Source organism: Streptomyces sp. NPDC046900 (genome assembly GCF_040644975.1).
In the GTDB taxonomy this organism is placed as follows: domain Bacteria; phylum Actinomycetota; class Actinomycetes; order Streptomycetales; family Streptomycetaceae; genus Streptomyces.
Map to the genome: position 1 here is coordinate 22,617 of NZ_JBEYXD010000072.1, position 18,806 is coordinate 41,422.

The 18,806-nt window shown below is 69.2% G+C and carries 13 protein-coding genes and 1 pseudogene; 10 read left to right on the top strand and 4 right to left on the bottom strand.

Annotated elements, in window-relative coordinates:
* Positions 1 to 104 precede the first annotated feature (104 nt).
* The 8 genes from ABZ904_RS39420 to ABZ904_RS39455 all read left to right on the top strand — a co-directional run bounded on the left by ABZ904_RS39420 (position 105) and on the right by ABZ904_RS39455 (position 6,251).
* A complete protein-coding gene (locus tag ABZ904_RS39420; protein ID WP_361828933.1) occupies positions 105 to 575 on the top strand; it encodes an ATP-binding protein in 471 nt (156 codons plus the stop codon).
* Between the two features lie 97 nt (positions 576 to 672).
* Positions 673 to 1,326, top strand: coding sequence for a hypothetical protein (locus ABZ904_RS39425; RefSeq protein WP_361828935.1), 654 nt, complete (start codon positions 673 to 675; stop codon positions 1,324 to 1,326).
* Positions 1,327 to 1,477: 151 nt separating this feature from the next.
* Positions 1,478 to 2,047, top strand: coding sequence for a hypothetical protein (locus ABZ904_RS39430; protein ID WP_361828937.1), 570 nt, complete (start codon positions 1,478 to 1,480; stop codon positions 2,045 to 2,047).
* Positions 2,047 to 2,709, top strand: a complete 663-nt coding sequence (locus tag ABZ904_RS39435; protein ID WP_361828939.1) for a hypothetical protein — start codon at positions 2,047 to 2,049, stop codon at positions 2,707 to 2,709. Before ABZ904_RS39430 ends, ABZ904_RS39435 begins: the two co-directional genes overlap by 1 nt.
* A 91-nt stretch (positions 2,710 to 2,800) precedes the next feature.
* Positions 2,801 to 3,604, top strand: coding sequence for a hypothetical protein (locus tag ABZ904_RS39440; RefSeq protein ID WP_361828941.1), 804 nt, complete (start codon positions 2,801 to 2,803; stop codon positions 3,602 to 3,604).
* A 12-nt stretch (positions 3,605 to 3,616) separates the two neighbouring features.
* A complete protein-coding gene (locus ABZ904_RS39445; RefSeq protein WP_361828943.1) occupies positions 3,617 to 5,158 on the top strand; it encodes a radical SAM protein in 1,542 nt (513 codons plus the stop codon).
* Positions 5,155 to 5,811: a dTMP kinase gene (tmk, locus tag ABZ904_RS39450; protein WP_361828945.1), complete on the top strand. Its 657-nt coding sequence runs from the start codon at positions 5,155 to 5,157 to the stop codon at positions 5,809 to 5,811. Before ABZ904_RS39445 ends, tmk begins: the two co-directional genes overlap by 4 nt.
* The gene (locus ABZ904_RS39455; RefSeq protein WP_361004378.1) at positions 5,808 to 6,251 is read left to right on the top strand and encodes an NUDIX domain-containing protein; all 444 of its coding nucleotides are present in this window, start codon (positions 5,808 to 5,810) and stop codon (positions 6,249 to 6,251) included. The genes tmk and ABZ904_RS39455 overlap by 4 nt, the downstream gene beginning before the upstream one ends.
* Positions 6,252 to 6,667: 416 nt before the next feature.
* Here ABZ904_RS39455 and ABZ904_RS39460 read toward each other — a convergent pair whose 3' ends face one another.
* The 4 genes from ABZ904_RS39460 to ABZ904_RS39475 are packed head-to-tail and all read right to left on the bottom strand — an operon-like array spanning position 6,668 to position 14,944.
* Positions 6,668 to 7,918, bottom strand: a complete 1,251-nt coding sequence (locus ABZ904_RS39460) for a TIGR02679 family protein (protein WP_361004375.1) — start codon at positions 7,916 to 7,918, stop codon at positions 6,668 to 6,670.
* Positions 7,915 to 12,072: a TIGR02680 family protein gene (locus ABZ904_RS39465; protein WP_361828948.1), complete on the bottom strand. Its 4,158-nt coding sequence runs from the start codon at positions 12,070 to 12,072 to the stop codon at positions 7,915 to 7,917. Before ABZ904_RS39465 ends, ABZ904_RS39460 begins: the two co-directional genes overlap by 4 nt.
* On the bottom strand, positions 12,069 to 13,415 hold the full coding sequence (locus tag ABZ904_RS39470) for a TIGR02678 family protein (protein WP_361004369.1): 1,347 nt from the start codon (positions 13,413 to 13,415) through the stop codon (positions 12,069 to 12,071). Before ABZ904_RS39470 ends, ABZ904_RS39465 begins: the two co-directional genes overlap by 4 nt.
* Entirely contained in the window at positions 13,412 to 14,944 is a 1,533-nt protein-coding gene (locus ABZ904_RS39475; protein WP_361004366.1) for a TIGR02677 family protein, read from the bottom strand. The genes ABZ904_RS39470 and ABZ904_RS39475 overlap by 4 nt, the downstream gene beginning before the upstream one ends.
* A 645-nt stretch (positions 14,945 to 15,589) precedes the next feature.
* Here ABZ904_RS39475 and ABZ904_RS39480 point away from each other — a divergent pair.
* Both ABZ904_RS39480 and ABZ904_RS39485 read left to right on the top strand, forming a co-directional pair.
* A pseudogene (locus ABZ904_RS39480) lies at positions 15,590 to 16,870 on the top strand (NF041680 family putative transposase); the annotation flags it as partial.
* A 206-nt stretch (positions 16,871 to 17,076) separates the two neighbouring features.
* Positions 17,077 to 18,507, top strand: coding sequence for a transposase (locus tag ABZ904_RS39485; RefSeq protein WP_361005060.1), 1,431 nt, complete (start codon positions 17,077 to 17,079; stop codon positions 18,505 to 18,507).
* The last annotated feature ends 299 nt before the right edge of the window (positions 18,508 to 18,806 follow it).

Sequence of the window (18,806 nt, forward strand, 5' to 3'; positions counted from 1 at the left end):
AGGGTGCAGGCCGAGCTCACCCGTGGACCAGGGAGTCCCCCATGCCCCCCAGAGATGTCGGATCGACCAGCCTGTTAGAGGCGCTCCCGCGTCCCATCGGGGAGGTGCCGACGGCTGTGCTGCCGGCCTTCGGCCTAGCCATCCGGCCCGAGCCGTGGAGCGTGGAAGTGGCCCGACGCGTCACGAGGGCGTGGATCCGCTGCCACTGCCGGATGCCGGAAGACCGCGTCGATGCCGTCCTCGTCGTGGTCTCGGAGCTGTGCACCAACGCGGTACAGCACGGTCGATGCGGGTCGATGGGTGTGCGGGGCTGGATGCCAGCGTGTGACGAACTGCGCCTTGAGGTGCACGACGGGTCGCCCTCGGCCGTCCCTGAGCCGCAATACGTTGGCCCCGAGTCGGAAAGCGGGCGCGGCCTGCGCCTCGTCGACCTCCTGATCACTGAGCTCGGCGGCACCTGGGGCTTCAACGAGGACGGAACCCTCGCTTGGTGCGACCTGCCACTCGCTCCGAAGGAGCCGATGCCTGCTCCATTGCATGCCAATCAAGCACCTGCCTCGGAGTTCTCCCGATGACTGCGCCTGCAGTGCCGATCCCAACGCGTAGGCACGACTCGACGGTGATGGCCGAGCAGCCCGCAAGGCTGATCAGTACATCGATGAGGACGGCCCAATGAGCGCATCCAGCCCGACCACCCGCCGACTCGTGCCGTACATCACCAGCCGCGAGGGCGAGCACCCCCACTACCTTTCATCACTGCGCGGCTCGTACGGTTCTGACGGGCGCCTGCAGCTCGGCTACTGGAACGAACTGCACGAAGACCGCGACCTGCGCGGTGTCCTGTGGGGTCGCTGCTCCCAAACGATCGGCGTCGACGGCCTGCCCACCGGCCGACCGCGGTGGCGGATGGTCCACCCCTCCCGCCAGCGCGAATGTATGGAGCAGCTGCGCTGCCAGGTCTGCGCCCGGAGCGCCCGCACCCACCACGGCATCATCTTCCTCGCCGGACCGAATGAGGTGCGGTCCGAGGATGTGGTGGTGCGTACCGCGCAGCCGCCGGTGTGTCTGAAGCACGCGCGAGCGGCGGCGGAGCAGTGCCCTCATCTCGCCGGTCGGCCGACCGTGTTCTTGGTGCAGAGCCGGCCGCTGTACGGAGTGATCGGCACCCCCTACCAGTACGGCGATGGAGGGCTGCAGGCCCTGCCCGCTACCGACGAGGCGCTGCCCTACGGGCATCCGGGGCTGCGCTGGTACCTCGCCTCCCAAATGGTCCGCAGACTCCGTGCCTACACCGTCATCGCCTTGGATGATCTCCCCGACCGCTAACGGCCAACACCAAGCTCCCGCCCCTTTCCCGACGCGTATGAGGCTTGGGGAAGGGCGGGCCTCAACCCGGTGCCGGGCCGCCTTCCACTCCCCCGGTGGCCCGGCACCGGGGCATCCGTCACCATCCGACTCACCCAATTGGGGGTACGTCGTGGAGGCCTTACTCCCCTCCTTCGTCGATCAGCTACTTGAACACGGGCCAGACCCTGGCGAGATCCCCGAGATCTCCGCTACTGGCAGCACGGGATGGCTCACGGCCCTTGCTTCCAGAGTCCTCAGCGTCCTCAGCAGCGAGACCCACGGTTCGGCCGACGCGTTCCTGGCTCACGGTTATGCCTACCTGCCGGTGTCGGTACCGGACCGTCACGCGGTCTATCTGCGGGTCGCGGCCCAGTCTGCTATGACGCTGTGGCTGGTGGACAGTCCCGCGGTCGTCCTCACAGCTGCGGGCACCGTGGCGCTGGAGATGTACCAGGAGCCCAGCGACATGCAGGTTGGGCGCCCGCAGTACGCGCGCAGCTTCGGGCCCGAGCAGGTGTTCGCTGTGCATCCTGGCACGCTGTGCGCGACGCAGAGCAGCGACGACGGCCTGCAGGTACTCGCCGCCCATACCACGCTCGATACCGGTGAACGGCTGTCCGGCGATGAATACGCGGCCGCTGCCTGGCGTGCTCGCTGGGTCCTCGAAGAGCTTGCCAGTGCCCCGGCGGGTGGCCGCTGATGAGGACGGCGACCACATGGCTCGACGCTGTGCCGTCACTGGATTCGCGTGACCTGCGCGACGTGCAGCGCATCAGCTGCACCCTGCTGGACCGTCTCGCCGGGGACCGAGACCTGCTGACCCGGCTGGTCAGTGAGGTGCTGCACGATCCGGATCGTTTGGCCGCCAGCCGCGTCACGCTGCTGCTGAACCGGCTGTCGCTATATCAGGCTGCGGACCGAGGCTTCGAGATCCGTCTGAACATGAACCCGCGGCCCGGTAACCAGCGCGTGGCGCACGACCACTGCTATGCATTCGCCACCCGGATCTTCGCCGGCGGCTACGTGCATGTGGTGCGTCGCCGCACGAACGGCTGGGACGGCCCGTTCACCGGGGCCGACCTCGAGCCGGGAATCGTGACCATCGAGCGGCCGGGCAGCGCGTACACGCTCGGTGAGGCGATGGTGCACCAGGCGGTGATGGAGCCGGACACCGTCACCCTGTTCGTGCGCGGCCCGCGCCGAAAGCAGCGCTCCCACGCGGCCCAGGAGCTGATGCCCGGGAAAGAGACCTGGCCGGCCCCTGCCCAGCCCGGTGAGCAGGCGGTGGAGTCGCGGCCGGTGACCGTCGATGAGTACATGCGGATGCGCGACTACCTCATCCAGCGCCGGCTCATCAACTGACGCCTTCCCGGTTTTCCCGCGCCCGCGCGCGTCGAACTCCCGTGGTGCGAGAGGCTACGGCGAACCGACCGTGCAACGTGAGGAGCATCCGATGACCAGCGTTCTGACGACCGATCACCCTGCCTGGCACACGTTCGACAACGGGGCACGCGCGCGTGCCGTTCGTACGGCCTCCGGCATCTGGGCCCTGTCCCACGACGAAGGCGGCCTGCATGTGGCCTGTGTGCACGGCACCGAGGACGTGAAGCCCACGGTCGTCACCACGGATCCCGCCCGCCTTCCCGCCGCAGCCCCCGCCGCGCTCCGCACCGCTCTGCAGGCGCTCGGCGTCTCACAGCGGCCGGCGAACCCGTGGCTGTGGGACGCGATCACCACCGCCATCCTGCGCCAAGTCGTGCGGGCCGACCAAGCCCGCAAGCTCTACCGCACCTGGTGCCGCACCTTCGGCACCACCGTCGACGGCCCGTTCGGCACGCTCGCCCTCGCGCCCACGCACGAGGAGGTCCTCGCCCTGGCCGATGACGAATTCGCCGGCGTCGGTGCGAAGTTCCACCGCTCTGCGCTGCAAGCAGCGGCCACCCACTACGGGCAGCACCACGGCGAATGGGAGGGCATGGACGGCGCCGGCCTCGTCACCGCGCTGACGCGGATCCCCCGCATCGGGCCATGGACTGCTGCTGCGGCGGCCACCGACTTCACCGGCGACTTCAGCATCTACCCGCACGACGATCTCGCCGTGCGGACCTGGGCCGCCCAGATCGCGCCCGACCACCCGTGGCCCGGCAAGAAAGACAAGGCGTTCGGCCCGATGTGGACCGGCTGGGCCGGCACCGACCGTACCGCCCTGCACACCCTGACCCTCTCCACCCTCACCTGGGGCTCACATGCCCGATGACCTGGAGGACCCATGCCGCAGTTACCGCTGATCAACGGCGCCGACGCCAGGCGCTCGCTCGACGCCTTGTTCGTGAATGCGCCGCTGCGCGACTACACCCTGCGGCCGCGCACCAACGACTACACGCTCCCCGTGCTCGGCATGGCCTACATCGCCACCTACGCGAAGCAGGCCGGTTTCAACGTCGGGCTGCTCGACGCTGAAGCGCACGGGCTGGGCCTGGAGGAGACAGCGCAGATCTGCAACGCGGCCGCGCCTCGGTGGGCGGCGATGAACCTCCTGGCGCCCACCTACGAGATGTCCGCGCGGATCGCCGCCCAGCTCGATCCGCACATCGCTTTGATGGTGGGTGGGCATCACGCCAAGGCGATGCCCGACCGCATCCTGGCCGATCCCCGCATGGCCAACCTGCAAGCCCTCGTCCTCGGTGAAGGCGAACTGCGGGTCGCCGCGCTCTTGGAGGACCAGCAGCGACGGCGGGAACTGCCCGGTGTCCTGTGGCGGGATCGATTGCTGGGCACGCGTGCAGCCGGCGTCACGGACCCCAAGACGAGCGCGACGCTGCTGGGACCCGACATCAACGCCCTGCCCTACGTCGACCGCGCTTTCCTCCCCCAAGATCCATACCGGGCAGCGCCCACTGCCGCCGACCGGCGACTCGCCGACCGCGGCCATGCCGACTGGCGTGCGGCGGCCGTCCGGGACGGGCACATCGAGGCGAACATCGTCGGCAGCCGCGGCTGCCCGTACAACTGCACGTTCTGCGGCGCCGCCGCCAGCGCCAACCCCGACGTCGCCATCCGGGTGAGGACCCCGGAGAACATCATCGGTGAGCTCGACCAACTCCACGCCGAACACGGTGTGACCGCCTTTCGCTTCGTCGACGACCTGTTCCTCGGCGTCGGCCGCGTCATTGACGAACAGATGGCGGCGTTTTCCCGACACCGGATCGGCGAGAAGTACGTGTGGGACGCCACCGGCCGCATCAACGTCCTCGACCGGCTCTCCGACCGCGACCTCGAACGCCTGGTCTCCAATGGCCTGCGGGAAGTGGCCCTGGGAATCGAATCCGGCAGCGACCGCATCCTCCAAGCGATGGACAAGCGGATCAACGCCGAGATGACCGAACGCGTTGCCCGCCGCCTGGTCTTGCACGGCATCGGCGTCAAGGGCTACTTCATCCTCGGCTTCCCCGGCGAGACCCAGGGCGACCTGGACGCGACGGTCCGCCACATCCGAAACCTCTGGGCCATCTCCGACCGGCACGGCGGCGACGTGCGCGCCAGCGTCTTCGAGTTCCGCCCCTACCCGGGCACGCCCGTGTGGCACACCTTGATCGAGGCTGGCCACACCCCGGACGCCCTCCTGGCCTACGGCGACGTCGACCTCACCGGCGACGGAGCGCACGAGTCGATGCGGCAGCGCGACGAGTTCAACTTCTCCGTCGGCATACAGTTCGGCGACGTCCCCCTGCAGCGGATCCGAGCAACGCTCGCAACGCTCACCCGCGAACAGCACGAACGGAACGAGGGCGGGCGGGCGGCCGCCGCATGACGAGCGGCCGCACAGGGTGGTTCGTCACCATCGACGGGCCCAGCGGCGTCGGGAAGTCGACCACCGTCCAGACCCTCCACGACCACCTCGCCGCACAGGGCCGCCCCGCCCGGCGTACCGTCGAGCCGACCACCAGCGACCTGGGACAGTTCACCCGCAGCCACGCCAATCAGATCCACGGCCTGGCGCTCGCCTGCCTGGTGGCCGCCAACCGCTACGAGCACATCGACACCGAGATAGAGCCCGCGCTGCAGGCCGGCCAGCTGATCATCAGCGACCGCTACCTGCCCTCCACCCTCGTCCTGCAGCAACTCGACGGCGTCCCACTGGACTTCCTGCTCGTCCTCAACCGCCACGTGCTGCTGCCGGACCTGGCCGTCATCCTCACCGCCGACCCCGGCCTCATCGCCCAGCGCATCGCCACCCGGGGCATCACCCACCGCTGGCACCTCGACCCCACCGGACCGAGCAGGGAAGCCGACCTCTACGCCGAGGCCGCATCCTACCTCCTTGCCATGGGAGTGGAAGTGCTGCTCCTCGACACCAGCAACGCCACACCATCGGACGTCGCACGCCGAATCGCCGACGCCATCCCGGCTCTGCCGCTAGCGTCGAACGCCTCCCCCACCCGTCCAACCCCCCAGGAAACATGAGCGGACAACCGGCACAGCCCGTCATCGACACCCACGTCATCCTCCGCGACGGCGACAAGATCCTCTTCTCGCAACGGGGCGGCCCCTACGGTCACGGCAGATGGCACATGCCGTCCGGCAAACTCGACCACGGCGAACCCCTGACCGACGGCGCCGCCCGCGAACTGTTCGAAGAGACCGGCATTACCGTCGACCCCGCCCACCTTCTCCTCGTGCAGGTCGTGCACCACCGGCAGGACGCCCAGGTGGAGAGAATCGGCTTCTTCTTCGAGGCCACCACGTGGGAAGGCATCCCGGTCAACAAGGAACCAGACAAGTGCCTGGCACTCGAATGGTTCACCGTGCACGACCTGCCAGACGACATCATCGAATACCCGCAAGCCGGCCTGCTCGGCTACCTCAACGACACCGGAACCCTGGCCGAGCACAACTGGAAGTAGCACGGTGCAGTCCGCCCCGCAGCCCTGACCGGCCCCGGTCGAGTGGCTTCAGCGAGCCCACATTCTTCCTGGGACAGAACAGCACCTGATCGTTGTGTCCACGTCCAGGTGCCGCCGCTGCCCCAAACACCCACGCCCGTGAGGCGTCACCTCCGAAAACGTGATCGAAGTGCGTCGCCCGCAACCGGAAGTGCCGTGGATCCGGACTGATCACGCAGGCGGGAGCGGTGTGTTGAGGCATCGGCGGCATACCCACCCGTGGGTGCCATCCGTTCCGCGTGATGTGTCATCGGGAACATGTCACAAAGCGAGGGACGTGACATATCAGCAGGCCAACAGCTATTTCCCGGTTTGCCGGAGGGGCCTTCGGGCACTCGGAGCGTAAACGAGCGTCACGACTGGCCGGAGCAGCTTCCTCACTCAATCGCTTCGACCAGGTCTGCCAACAAGACGTCAGCCACCAGCTCCTCGACTACGGCGGTGTCGAGTTCGGCCATGGCATGGGTCAGCTCGGGGTCCCAGGGAGCCTCGGTGAGTCGGCCGGGCTTGGGGCCGTGCGATGTGCGGGCTGCGGCGGCACGGTAGTCCACCGCCGTCATGCGCCAGGGGCGGGCCGGCGTCTTGTCCAGGAGATAGGCGGCGATGCGGATGCCTTCGCCATCGAAGTCGCCGTGGTAGCGGAGGATGGCGCCCTGATCCGCGAGAAGGCGGAGGAGGTGGATGGCCGCGCTGTTGGGCCAGCCGGATGTGCACACAAGCGGCGGACAGTCCGGGCCGAAGTGGTGTACGGCCAGAGCCAGGATGCTTGGGTTCTCAACGGCGTGGACGACAGGTGTCGGATCGGAGGCGAGGGTGAACTCGCCCGGGGCCCGCAGTTGGGCGAGGGTCAGACTGGCAGACTGACCAGCCTCGGCACAAACACGGGCCACACGGGCGAGCGGGCCTTCACCGGCCGGGCGTAGTCCACCGACGAGAACGGTGGCCGACAGGTCGTCGTCGGCGAGGCCCGCGCGAGTCCACAGGGCGCGCCGGTCCGCCGCGGACTCCGGCGCGGCGGTGTCGTGAAGGGTCGCCAGAGCACGAAGGACGAGTGTGGACAGGCGGGTACCGTCGTCGAGTGCGTGGGAGTCGCCCTTCAGGACCCGGGCAGCGAAGACGGGCAGGGGCTCGGCCTGGGCCGGGAGTTCCGCGAGCACTGTCAACGCGTCTGCGAGCAGGTTTCGGGTCAGTTCCGGTGAGCCACCGACCAGGCCGTTGGCTCGGCACGAGGCGGTCCAGCCGGCAAGCGCGGGCTGGGCCCGCACGGTGGCATGGCCGTCCAACCATGCCCACAGCTCGGCACGTTCGTCTTCCTTACGGCGTCGTTCTGTCGCGCGATCATCGAGGGGGCCTACGAGTTCGGTGACGGTTTCACGCACCGAAAAGCCGGACAGCTCGGTGACGGCCTCTTCCAGGTGGGCCAGCGAGACGGAGGGGTGAGGATCCGGCAGGCGGTCCAGACCCAGAAGGTCGGCGAGAGCCTCACGCTGAGCTTCGTCAAGCGGTCCGAGGCGCACCCGTGTGACGGGGCGGCCGGAGGACAGTCGGCTGTGGACCGTGTGCCAGAGCGGGCGGAGCTCGGGACGGCGCAGGGTGCGTTCACCCGGGGCCGGTTCGGTGTGGGTCATCCCGCCTCCAAATCGGTGCCGTTCCAGACGAAGCGAGCGCTGGTGACAGCGTCATCGTCCCCGTCGGTGAGGAGTTGGTGGACAGCGATGCCGGGTAGTTCGCCGTAGGTGCACCACTCGTGGTCGGAGGTGACCATGAGATCAAGGTCGAGTGCGGTGAGCAGGGCGAAGACCTGTCCGCGGTTGACCGCGTCCACGCCGACGAAGACCTCGTCGAGCAGGATGGGGCGGGGTGCCAGCGGCAGGGCCTCGTAGTGGGCGGCGACGGCGGCAAACAGCGGCAGGTGCAGGGCGATGGCCTTCTCTCCGCCGGAGAGTGCGCCGTGCAGCTTCTTGGTCAGCGGCTGCCAGCCGGTTCCGTTCGCCCGATCGAGGCGCACGGTGAAGCGGTGCCAGGCGGTGTAGTCGAGCACCTCGCCCAGCTGCTCCTCCCAGCTCGCGGCCGTGTCACTGCCCTTGGCCTCCTCGATACGGGCGCGGAAGAAAGCGTGCAGGGCTTCCCGGTCGGTCTCGTCGACCCGGCCGGGATCCTTGAGCAGCAGCTGACGGGCGGTGCGGGTACCCTCCGGGAGATCCGGACGCACGTCCCAGACAAGCTGGACGGCGACGTTGGAGGCAGTACGAACCCGCTCCAGATGCCCATTCATACGGTGGACGAGTTCGCCGGCCTGACGGATGCGGGCGGCGAGGTGACGGCGGATGTCGCCGGTGAGGATCTGGTCGAAGAGGCTCCGCTCGGCGGTGCTGATGTCGTCACTACTGCGGTCGCGCTCCTGGGTGAGCGTGGTGAGCAGGCCCGTCGCCCCCACCCGCATGCCGTCCAGGGTGGCGGTGAACAGCTGGATGTCGTCGTCGGGCTCCAGATCCAGGTCGACACGGGCACCGAGGCGCTGGCGGGCTTCGTGGACCGCTTCGGAAAGGCGGGTCGCGGCATCGCCCAGGTTGCGTGGGGCGTGCGGGATGCCGGGCCACTTCGCCGCTGTGGCACGGGCGGCCTCCAGAGTGGCCTTCGCGCCGTCTCCGGCGTCGAGTTCCGGTGTGATATTCGCATCCTCCGCGAGCCCCACCAGACACAGATGCCGGAACCGGTGCGCCGCACGGTCCCGGGCGGCGACGGCTCGCTCCCGTCTTTCGGCATCCTGACCACTGGTTGCTCGCAGACCTCCGATACGGCCTTCCAGGCGCAGGAGGAGATCGGCCGCCCGGCCGGCCTCCTCACGACAGCGCCGCAGTTCGGCGCGCGCCTCGGCGACGCGCGCGACGATCTTCCGGTAGTCCTCGCCAACGGTGGCCTCCACCGCCTCCAGGCGCGCCTTCAGTCCCGCCGCCTCGGCTTCGGCGGCAGCGGCGTTCTCGCCCTGATCCTCGGCAGCTCGGCGCGAGCGGTCTGCCTGCGCGGTGATCTGACGTGCCCTGTCCGCGGCGGCGGTCGCGGTGAGACGGGCGTCCACCCAACTGTCGGCGGTGTCCCTGAACCTGTCGATGTCGGAGGAGAGCTCATGCAACCGGTCGCGATCGGTGGGCAGTCCATGTTCAGCCGCCTGACGGCTGAGCGTGCGCAGAGCACCTGCCACCTTGGTCTCGCACCGGGCCAGATGGGCAGCCGCGTCGCGCACGGCATCGTCCCGGGCAGCCACCTTCTCCTCGGCTCGATCCCAGTCACGCCGACGGGCGTCGAGTTCCCGGTGGTCGGGTCGAGCCGCGCGGTCTGCGTCCAGCCGGGCGCGGCGAGCGCCGAGGCCGCGCAGTTGGTCGTCGAGCGCGGCGAGGGAGGCGTTCATCTCGCTGATGCGCTCGGCCAGTTCACCGATCCTGCGCTGCCGGGCCCGTTGCCGCGCGAGGGCACCGATGTAAGCGGGTTCCGGCTTGCTCCACGTTCCGGTGGCGAGCGCGAGACGCCAGGCACCGTCGGCGGAGACGGCCGCGGGGTGACCGCCGGGCAGTGAAGTGCCGTACGCGACACCGGCGAGGATGCGGGTCACGGTGTCGACCGGGACGGGGGTGTCCTCCTCGGGTTTCAGCACCTCCAGCAGACTGGGCCCCGAGGCGGTCACGGCCAGGGCCGCCTCGGCTCGGGTGTCGTGCCCTGGCAGGGCGATCCCGTCGTAGGGGCTGACCCAGGCATCCAGGAGGCCCGATGCCTCCAGTGCCGCCTCCACCGCGGCCTGCACGGGGAGCGGAACACCTTCGTGGAAGGCGACCAGTCGCCACAGGGGTGCGCCCGCCGTCGCAGTGCGGACGGTGGTGCGGGTGGGAGGGGGCAAAGGCGGCAGGTCGGTCTCGTCGCTCAGCCGTCGAACTTCCTCCTCAAGTCGGCTCCGCTCGTCCCGCAGCTTCAGACGCGCCGCTCGCGCGGTGGCCTCCGCTGTGGCGATCTCTTGTTCCAGCGGGCGTGCGGCGGCGTCGACCAGCGCCGTCACCTCGGCCTCGGTCGCGGCTCTGGCCGCCAGTTCCCCGGCGTCGGCAATGCGCAGTTCCGCGCAGTCGCCAGCCCAGGCGAGCAGCCGTTCCGCCTGTACGGCAAGGGCACCGTCCCAGGCTTCGGACGCCTCGTCCCGCCGCGCGATCGCCTCCGCGAGCCGGCTACGGGCGTCCTCCAGCAGGCTCTCGGCGACACCCCGGTCGCGTACCGCGCGATCGTGCTCGTCCATCGCCTCGGTGATGAGGACGACCTGCTGGCGTCGGGCGGTGACCGCACCCCGCAGCAGCCTGCGGGCCTGTCGTGCCCCGTGCTCGCCCGACGTGTGTGCACCGGCCGAACCCAAGGGCCGACGGCCACCGGCCTCGTGCCCCGGTCTGTCTGCGAGGTTCACTACGGAATCCGTGTCGAGAAGCGTCTTCACTTCATGATGGATCGACTCCATACCCGCCGCCCGGGCCGACCGGCGTGCTTCCTCGGCGGCTTCGCGCGCGTGCTCGTCGAAGGTGCGGGCCTGGGCCGCCGCCTCGTCGGCGTACCTCTGGTCCTCCTCCGCACTGATCTGAGTGGCCTGTGCAGTGGCACGCTGTCGCCCGGCGACGGCTGCCGCTTCTTCCGTACGACGGCGGAGCCGGTCGAGTTCCTCGCCCTGCTTGTACGCGTCGCTCTCGCGCAGCCCCTCGACGGTCTCCTCTAGGGCGTGCGCGCGCAGTTCCTGTTCCTCGCGCCGGGCCTGAGCGAACTCCCGTTCTTTCAGCGCCTGTTCGAGTTCCTCGGCGCTCTGGCGGGCGGCGCGGGTGAGGTCGTCCATCTCCGTGGTCGCCGAAATCAGCGCGGCCGAGCTGGCACGCAGGACACGTCGTGCGTAGGCGCGCTGCCGGGATGCGACGGTCTCTGCCGCTGTCACCTCGTCGTCGAGCCGTTTGAGGTGTTCGCGCTGGCGGTCCAGCCGCTCGAAGCCTTCGGCGAGTTCAGCGATCTCGCTTTCGCCCAGTGGGGGAAGGGCGCGGGACAACAGGGTGGAGAGCAGGGACGGATCGAGCCGTTCGGACAGTTTGGGCTGGCGCAACTGGAGCAGGGCGGACAACAGCGACTCATAACGCTGCTCCCCCATGCCGGCGAACAATTCACGTCTTACGGCCGTGCGGTAGTCGGTGGCCGAGGTATGGACGTCGCCGCGGTCGCGCACGGCCTCGACCAGCGCTGCGCGTGTCAGCGGCTGTCCCGCCTCGTTGACGAGGAGCACGCCGGCGGGGTGGGCGATCCTGGAGCCGGTGGTGAAGTAGTCGGTATGTACCCCGCTGGTGTGCACGCTCGCCTGCAGACGCGCACCACAGCCGAACCACCGCTCGGCGCCATCGTCGCCGACGCGGCGGAACTCCATCCACACATACCCGACACGGGTCTTGCCGGCGGCGCCTTCGCCGAGCAGGTTCCAGTGCATGGTGCGTTCCGAACCGCCGAACGTGGACAGGCGGTTGGGGCGCAGGCTGGCGTCGAAGAGGAAGGGCAGCAGAAGCTCAAGGGCCTTGGACTTGCCCGAACCGTTCTGGCCGCGGAGCAGCAGGCGGCCCTGATGGAAGGTGAAGGTCTCGTCGTAGTAGCGCCAGACGTTGAGGATGCCCGCGCGGTGCGGCTGCCAGCGGCTGCGGGCCGCATCCACCGCCGTTGCCTGTGTCGTAGGCGACTCGGCGGACTGGGGCCGCCGAGGGACCGGAAGCTCTGTCACACTCACTGCTGATCCCCTTCTGCCGCAGCGCCACTGGAAACCACGGCGCCTGCTCTCTCGCGCTGGCTCACGTCCCACCCCGGTCCGAGCTCGTCATCCGGATCCGGACTCGTCGTCTCCGTCAGGCGATAGCGGTACGCGGCCGGGCATGCGATGACACGCCCCCCGGCCGCGCGGACGAGCCCGACATCACGCAGGACGCGTACCGCGTCGTCGGAAAGCCGGACCGCGCCGTCCTCGGACTGATACGCCTTGGCCCAGCGCGGGAAGCGGCGCAGTAGACCCGCTCCGGCCTCGGCAAGCTGTTCGGGCAGCATTCCGGCGGGCGTGGCGCAGAGCGGCTCCAGAAGGAGCAGTGCGGCAACCCTGGCAGTGGAGGTGTCGTCGGGGAAGCGGACATCGGTGGCGATCCCATCCGGGTCCACGAGCAGGAAGCCCTCCGCGCGTTCCTCCAGGAGGAAGCCGGCCTGTTCGACCGAGCGACGCAGGATCTGACGTCCAGTCAGAGACGAGATGTAGGCCAGCTCGTCCTCGGCGAGGTCCGCCCGGTGCAGCACGGGGTCGTCGAAGAGGCGACGCAGGACCGAGTGGCGCAGCCTCAGATTGCGTTGTGCATCAGTGGCGGCGCTCTCGCTGTGCGTCTCGTCGGCCGTGCCGTCGACGACCGCGCCGCCGTAGCGGCGCTCCCGCACCAGGCCGGTGAGGAGTTCCTCGAACCGCGCGGGCACCTCGTCCGGGGGCACGGCGAGTCGGGAGGCGCCGACGGGCGCGGCGGGCAACCGCATCAGCAGGGTGGTGTCCACGCGGTAGAGGACCTTGGCTTCCGCGGACTCGACGTACGCCTCGGTCGTACCATCCACCGCGCGCAGCACGTCGTACGACTCCAGCAGCTTCAGGACATCGACGAATGCCATCCGCTCCGGCTTGTGGACCGGGTCGAACGCGGCCAGTGCCCGGTCGGCCGCCGTGGCCTGGACGACGCGGTCGGCGAGCATGCCAATAGTTGTCATCGGCATCGACAGCAACTCGGCCGCGGTCACGCACAGCAGCACGTAACGCAGACGGTCGAACGGGGCCCGGCCTGAACGCGCCCTGCGAGCTGGGCGGGAGCCGTCCGGGTTGGCGCGCACCTTGGTGAGGCGGGCGTAACCTCGGCGGGGCTCCACCACCAAGCTCCAGCCGCAGGTGTAGTCGAACCACTGGGCAAGCGACTCGCGACGGCGTCGTACCAGTTCGAAGCCAGTCGGGTCGGCGGTCTCGGTAAGCAGGGGGCGGGCCAGGAGGAGACGGATGGCGCGCGCGAGGTCCTCCCGTTCCGCGGCGGCCAGTTGGTTGGCGAGGGTGCTCATCCTGCGGCCTCCTGCGGCGTGGCACGGAGGGCCGAGAAGACGCTCGCTCCACCAGCCGCTGTGATGTGGACGACGTAGTCCGGTCCGGTCAATGAGCCCTTCGCGGTGTGCAGTACGGCGGTACGCTTATCGGAAGGCGGTGCCAGGGCGATCTCCACCCGGCCGTCTCCCGTCGTGGCGCGCCTCAAGCCGCTCGCGTCCGGCCGGGCGGCCAGGGCACGGCCAAACAGGTCGAGCAAACGGTCGAAGACAGCGGGATCCAACGTACCGAAGGAGGACAGACGAACAGGTCCGTCTGTCTCCAGCACCTGCCAGGCGAGTGCGAGTTCCGCTCGCTCCGCGCGAGCCCGCTCGGCACGCTCCGCCCTGACGGCCGCAACGTCCCGCACCTTGGCCGTGCGAGTGAACCGCTCCGTCCGTCCACTGGTCCGCAGCAGCGCCGACACCTCCACCGGTGGGGCCTCGGACCAGGAATGGGACGACGGGATCAGCTCGGGGTCGGAGTGGGCGAGATGAGCATGGCGGGCCGAACCGAGCCCGAAGGCCGCCGACCACAACCGGTGCAGGTCCTCTTCCGCGGGGGCCGCCGCGAACCAGCGTGCCAGCTCCCGGAAGTCCTGCACGGCGCTGGAGGAGCGGCGCCGTGACTCGTTGATCCGTTCCAGAACCTGCAAGAGCGAGACGATGGCTCGCCGGGCTATGTCGTGCAATTGCTCGATCCGAGGTCGGGCACCGTCGTCCGCCAGGAACCACGTACGCAGGCCCGCCCAGCGCGCCCGCCTGCTCTCCAGCCAGCCGGCTGCGGGATCCTCACCGGCCACCGGCGGGAGCTCTGCCCCGCGCAGGGCCCGCTCGCGCAGTACGGCGGTCCCCCGCTCCTCCGCCCGGGCCACGGCAGCGGCGACCGCCTGCCCGCGCCGGTCGAGGTTGACCAGGAACTCCTGCAGATACGCGACGGTGGCGGCCTTGACCTCGCGGAACACCTCCAGATCCGCGCCCTCGGCGCGCAGGAGGCGTTGCAGTTCGCCGTTGAACGCCTTGGTGTTCTCCACCAGAGCGTCCAGATGCCCCTCCAGCTCCCGCAGCGTGCTGAAGATCCGCCGATCGGCCGACGCGGGTTCACCGGAGAGCAGGCACAGCTCGCCGAGCCGGTCGGCGATCGCCTCCAGCACGGCCGTCTGCAGCGCGCCCGTGGAGGCGAGAACCTCAAGCGCGTGCCGCACTCCGGCAAGAGCAGCCTCGCCCCGGCGGGTCAGCGAATACTGCAGGTTGCGCCGTTCGTACTCCTCGGCCGTGCGGTAGTTCTCCGCGTGGTTGTGCACCACATCCAGGAGCTCCCACTGCACGAGCTTCCTGAGCGCCTCATGCAGATCCTCATCCTCGACCGCCGCCACCCAGCCGACCCCGCGCAGCCGCTCTCGCACCGCGTCGAGCCCCAGCGCCGTCTCCAGGTGTTCACCGGCCACGCCGAAGACGTCCAGCACGGCCCCATACAAATCGGACCTCTCCACCGTCGTGAACCGGAACATCTCAGGTGGAACCCTACGCACGCCTGTCGCCCCTCCCCGTTGCCCCGACGGCATCCGGATCTCCACCGTAGAGGGAGGCACCGACATTCAAGGGGCGAGTCACAGAACAGCGGATTCAACCGGCGACAATCGGGCGGTCTCGTGGCACGGAGCGCTCAGACTCGACGGCGAACATGGCCCGCTCCTTGTCTCCATGCAGGAGCAGGGACCAACCCATGAGTCGGTCGACACCGCTGGTCTTCCAACGATGCGCGTCGGTGCAGTGTGCGGGTATCCGGGGGGCATCCTCTCTGTATGGCAGACGCGTCACCGTCATCAAGATCCGACACACAAGACAGCGTCGGACAGTCCCTCTCGCTGACGTTCCGGCTCCCCGCAAGGGACACCGGGTCAGGCAGCAGCTCTACGGTTCTTGTCGCTTCCTGCGAGGCGACTGCGTAGCGCCAGAACTCATGCTCCTCCGCGACCGCGTCATCGGAGCGGCGGCCGGAGAGCTCCTGACTGCGGTGAGTGGCCTTAGCTTGATGTTTAACCTCGCACGTCACCCGACCTGCCGAGATCTCCCATTTCCAGCGGTATGCGAGACGGCCGTCCTCCACGCTTCGAGATGTCGAGTAACGCAGCGTGAAGGAGCGGCCGTTGAGGATGAGTCTTCCTGCCGAAGTCCCCGCCGTCGAGGCGTTGGGGGTCTTGTCCCGCTTTCGAGTTGAGTTCTACGACTGCCTCTACACTCGCGCGGATGCGCTCTTCGAGCTGACCGACGCGGTGCTGTGTGCTGATGGCCCGGTCAAGTCGCTGGTCGAGCTGACACTCACGGCCGAGCACCGGCGCGGGCACGGGGCGATGTACGACGCATTGAACAGCGGCTGGCTGGAGCCTCGCCGCCTGCGCAGGCTGCTTGCCTCCACACCACTGCCGCGTGCGGCCGACGGGCGGATCGTGCTCGCTGTCGACGTGTCGAACTGGCTGCGTCCCGATGCCCCCACCAGCCCGGACCTGCTCTTCTGTCACGTCTACGGCAGGGGCCGCAGCGCGGATCAGTTCATCCCCGGCTGGCCCTACTCCTTCGTCGCCGCCCTGGAGACGGGTCGCACATCCTGGACCGCCGTGCTGGACGCGATTCGGCTGGGGCCGGCCGACGACGCCACCGCGGTGACCGCCACCCAGCTACGCGAGGTCGTCACCCGGCTCGTGCAGGCAGGGCAGTGGCGACCGGGCGACGCGGACATCCTCGTCGTGATGGACACCGGCTACGACGTCACCCGCCTTGCCTACGTCCTGTCCGACCTGCCCGTCGAGCTGGTCGGCCGGCTGCGCTCGGACCGGGTCATGCTCCGCGACGCCGGACCGCGCCGCTCCACACCACGCGGCGGGCAGCCCCGCAAGCACGGCGGGGTCCTCACCTTCTCCAAGCCGGACTCCTGGCACACTCCCGACCAGGCCACCACCTGCGACACCAGCCGCTACGGCCGGGCCGAAGCCCTCGCCTGGGACCGGATGCACCCCCGTCTGCAGGCCCGAGGTCCGTGGCTTGACCATGAAGGTGAACTCCCCCTGATCCACGGCACGTTGATTCGGTTGAAGGTCGAGTACCTGCCCGGCGACCGCGACCCGAAACCGGTGTGGCTGTGGTCTTCGCGCACCGGCATGACAGCCCAGGACGTCGACCTGCGCTGGCAGGCGTTCCTTCGCAGATTCGATCTTGAACATACCTTCCGGCTGTTCAAGCAGACCCTGGGCTGGACCGTCCCCAAGGTCCGCGACCCCGCGACCGCCGACCTGTGGACCTGGCTGATCATCGCCGCCCACACCCAGCTCCGCCTCGCCCGCCCGCTCGCCGAGGATCTGCGCCGCCCCTGGGAGCGGCCCGCCGAGCCCCGCCGCCTCACCCCCGCCCGGGTCCGCCGGGGGTTCCGCCACCTCCGCGTGAAGACCGCGAGGCTGTCGCACGACCTACTCCTTTCGGGAGTCAAGAGCGATTCGATGTTCGCTCCCAGTTGTTGCGGGGACGTTGGCAGTCTGGACCGGTGGGGCGGAACTTCCTGCTGTGCGACCGCGAACGTGATTTTGAGATGCCGAGGAGTGCTCGGGAGTGGCTGCCGCTGGGGCACTTGTGTTGGAGAGTGCTTGAGGTGGTCGAAGAGCTCGATCTCTCAGCGTTCGAGGACGGCTATCGTGCCGATGGGCAGGGCGGCGCCGCCTACCCACCGGCCGCCATGGTGGCGCTGATCTTCTACTGCTACAGCAAGGGCATACGCTCCTCGCGCGGCATCGAGCGGGCCTGCTGGGACGATCTGGGGTGCCGGATCATCACCGCGAACCGCGCAGTGGACCATTCCACCGTCGCGCGGTTCGTCCAGCGTCACCGCGACGCGCTGACCCAGCTGTTCGTGCAGGTGCTGGCCCTGTGCGGCAGCCGGGGGCTGGTCGATCTGTCGGCGGTCGCGGTGGACGGCTCGCCGATGGACGCGAACGCTTCCCGTGACTCCAACAAGCAGTTGCCACGTCTCGAAGCCGTCATCGTCCGGTGCGAGGACGAGATCAGCGCGCTCATGGACGACGCGCGCGACCATGCCCGGCGCGTCGAGACCGGCGACACCACGGACGCTGACGACGAGCCGCCGCGTGACGACTGGCCGAGGCTGTCACGCCTGTGTGATCTGCTCGTCCGGGCCCGCACGGCCCGGGACCGGCTCCATCAGCGGGCCCTGCCGTCTGCCAACGAGATAAGGATCAAGGTCGAGGCCGCTGAACGCATCGTGGCCCGCGCGGAGAACCGGCTGGCCGCCGAAACGGCGGCCCATCAGGAGAAACTGAGGAAGTACCAGGCCCGGACCGAGGCCGACCGGGCAGCGGGCCGTCGGGCCGCCAACGGCCGACCGCCTGTGCCCATGGAGAACAAGACGGTCCTGGTCCGGCAGCGGGCCCGACTGGCGAAGGCACTCGCTCACCTGGAGCGGGCACGCAGCCCTGAGCCGGTGCCCTCCCCAACCGCCGTCGCCAGCCTGAGCGATCCGGACTCACGGCTACAACTGGGCAAACGAGGCGGCTACCTACAGGGATACAACCTGCAGATCGTATGCGCACGCTGCCAGATACTGCTGGCCGTCGACCTGCACGACAACCCGTCGGACCGGACGGCACTGATCCCGATGGTCAGGAAGACCCAGGAGAACCAGCACGCGGCAGGTCTTCCGGGCGACATCCTGCTCTGGCTCGCGGACAGCGGATACGCCAGCGCCGCCTCCTTCGAAGAACTCGCCGACCTGCCTCTACTGGTTTCGGTCACCAGCGAGGCTGACCAGGCAGGACTCCCCGCAAAGCGCCAGACCGCCCCCGCCGGCCAACAGGCCATGGCCGACCGCCTAGCGACCCCGACCGGCCGGGCCCAGTACCGCCAGCGCAGCGCGCTCGTCGAGCCGGGCTTCGCCCAGCTCTTCCAGCGATTCGGCCGACACCTCAACTACCGCGGGCGCCGGGCCGTCGACACCGAGATCAAGCTCCTCGGCACCGTCCACAACCTCAGCAAGCTCCTCGCTGGCACCGCAAAATCGCGCCCTTGACTCCCGAAAGGAGTAGGCCGTGCGACAGCCTCCCGCCCGACCCGCCGGCGTGCCCCAACCCTCCCGGCCCGGCCCCGGACGCCCACCCGGCTCGAAGAACCGCAGGCCAGCACCACGACACGAACCCGGGAAGACCGTGAAACGAGTCGAAACCCTCACCGAACATCTCCGCCTGAAACAGCAGCAAGGTTAAACATCAAGCTTAGAAGTTGTTGTCTTTCCGGACGTGAGGACTGCGTTTTCGCTGGTGGGGCATAGGGCCGGCGATCTGGTGGGAGTGACGGCTTGTCATGTCGTCG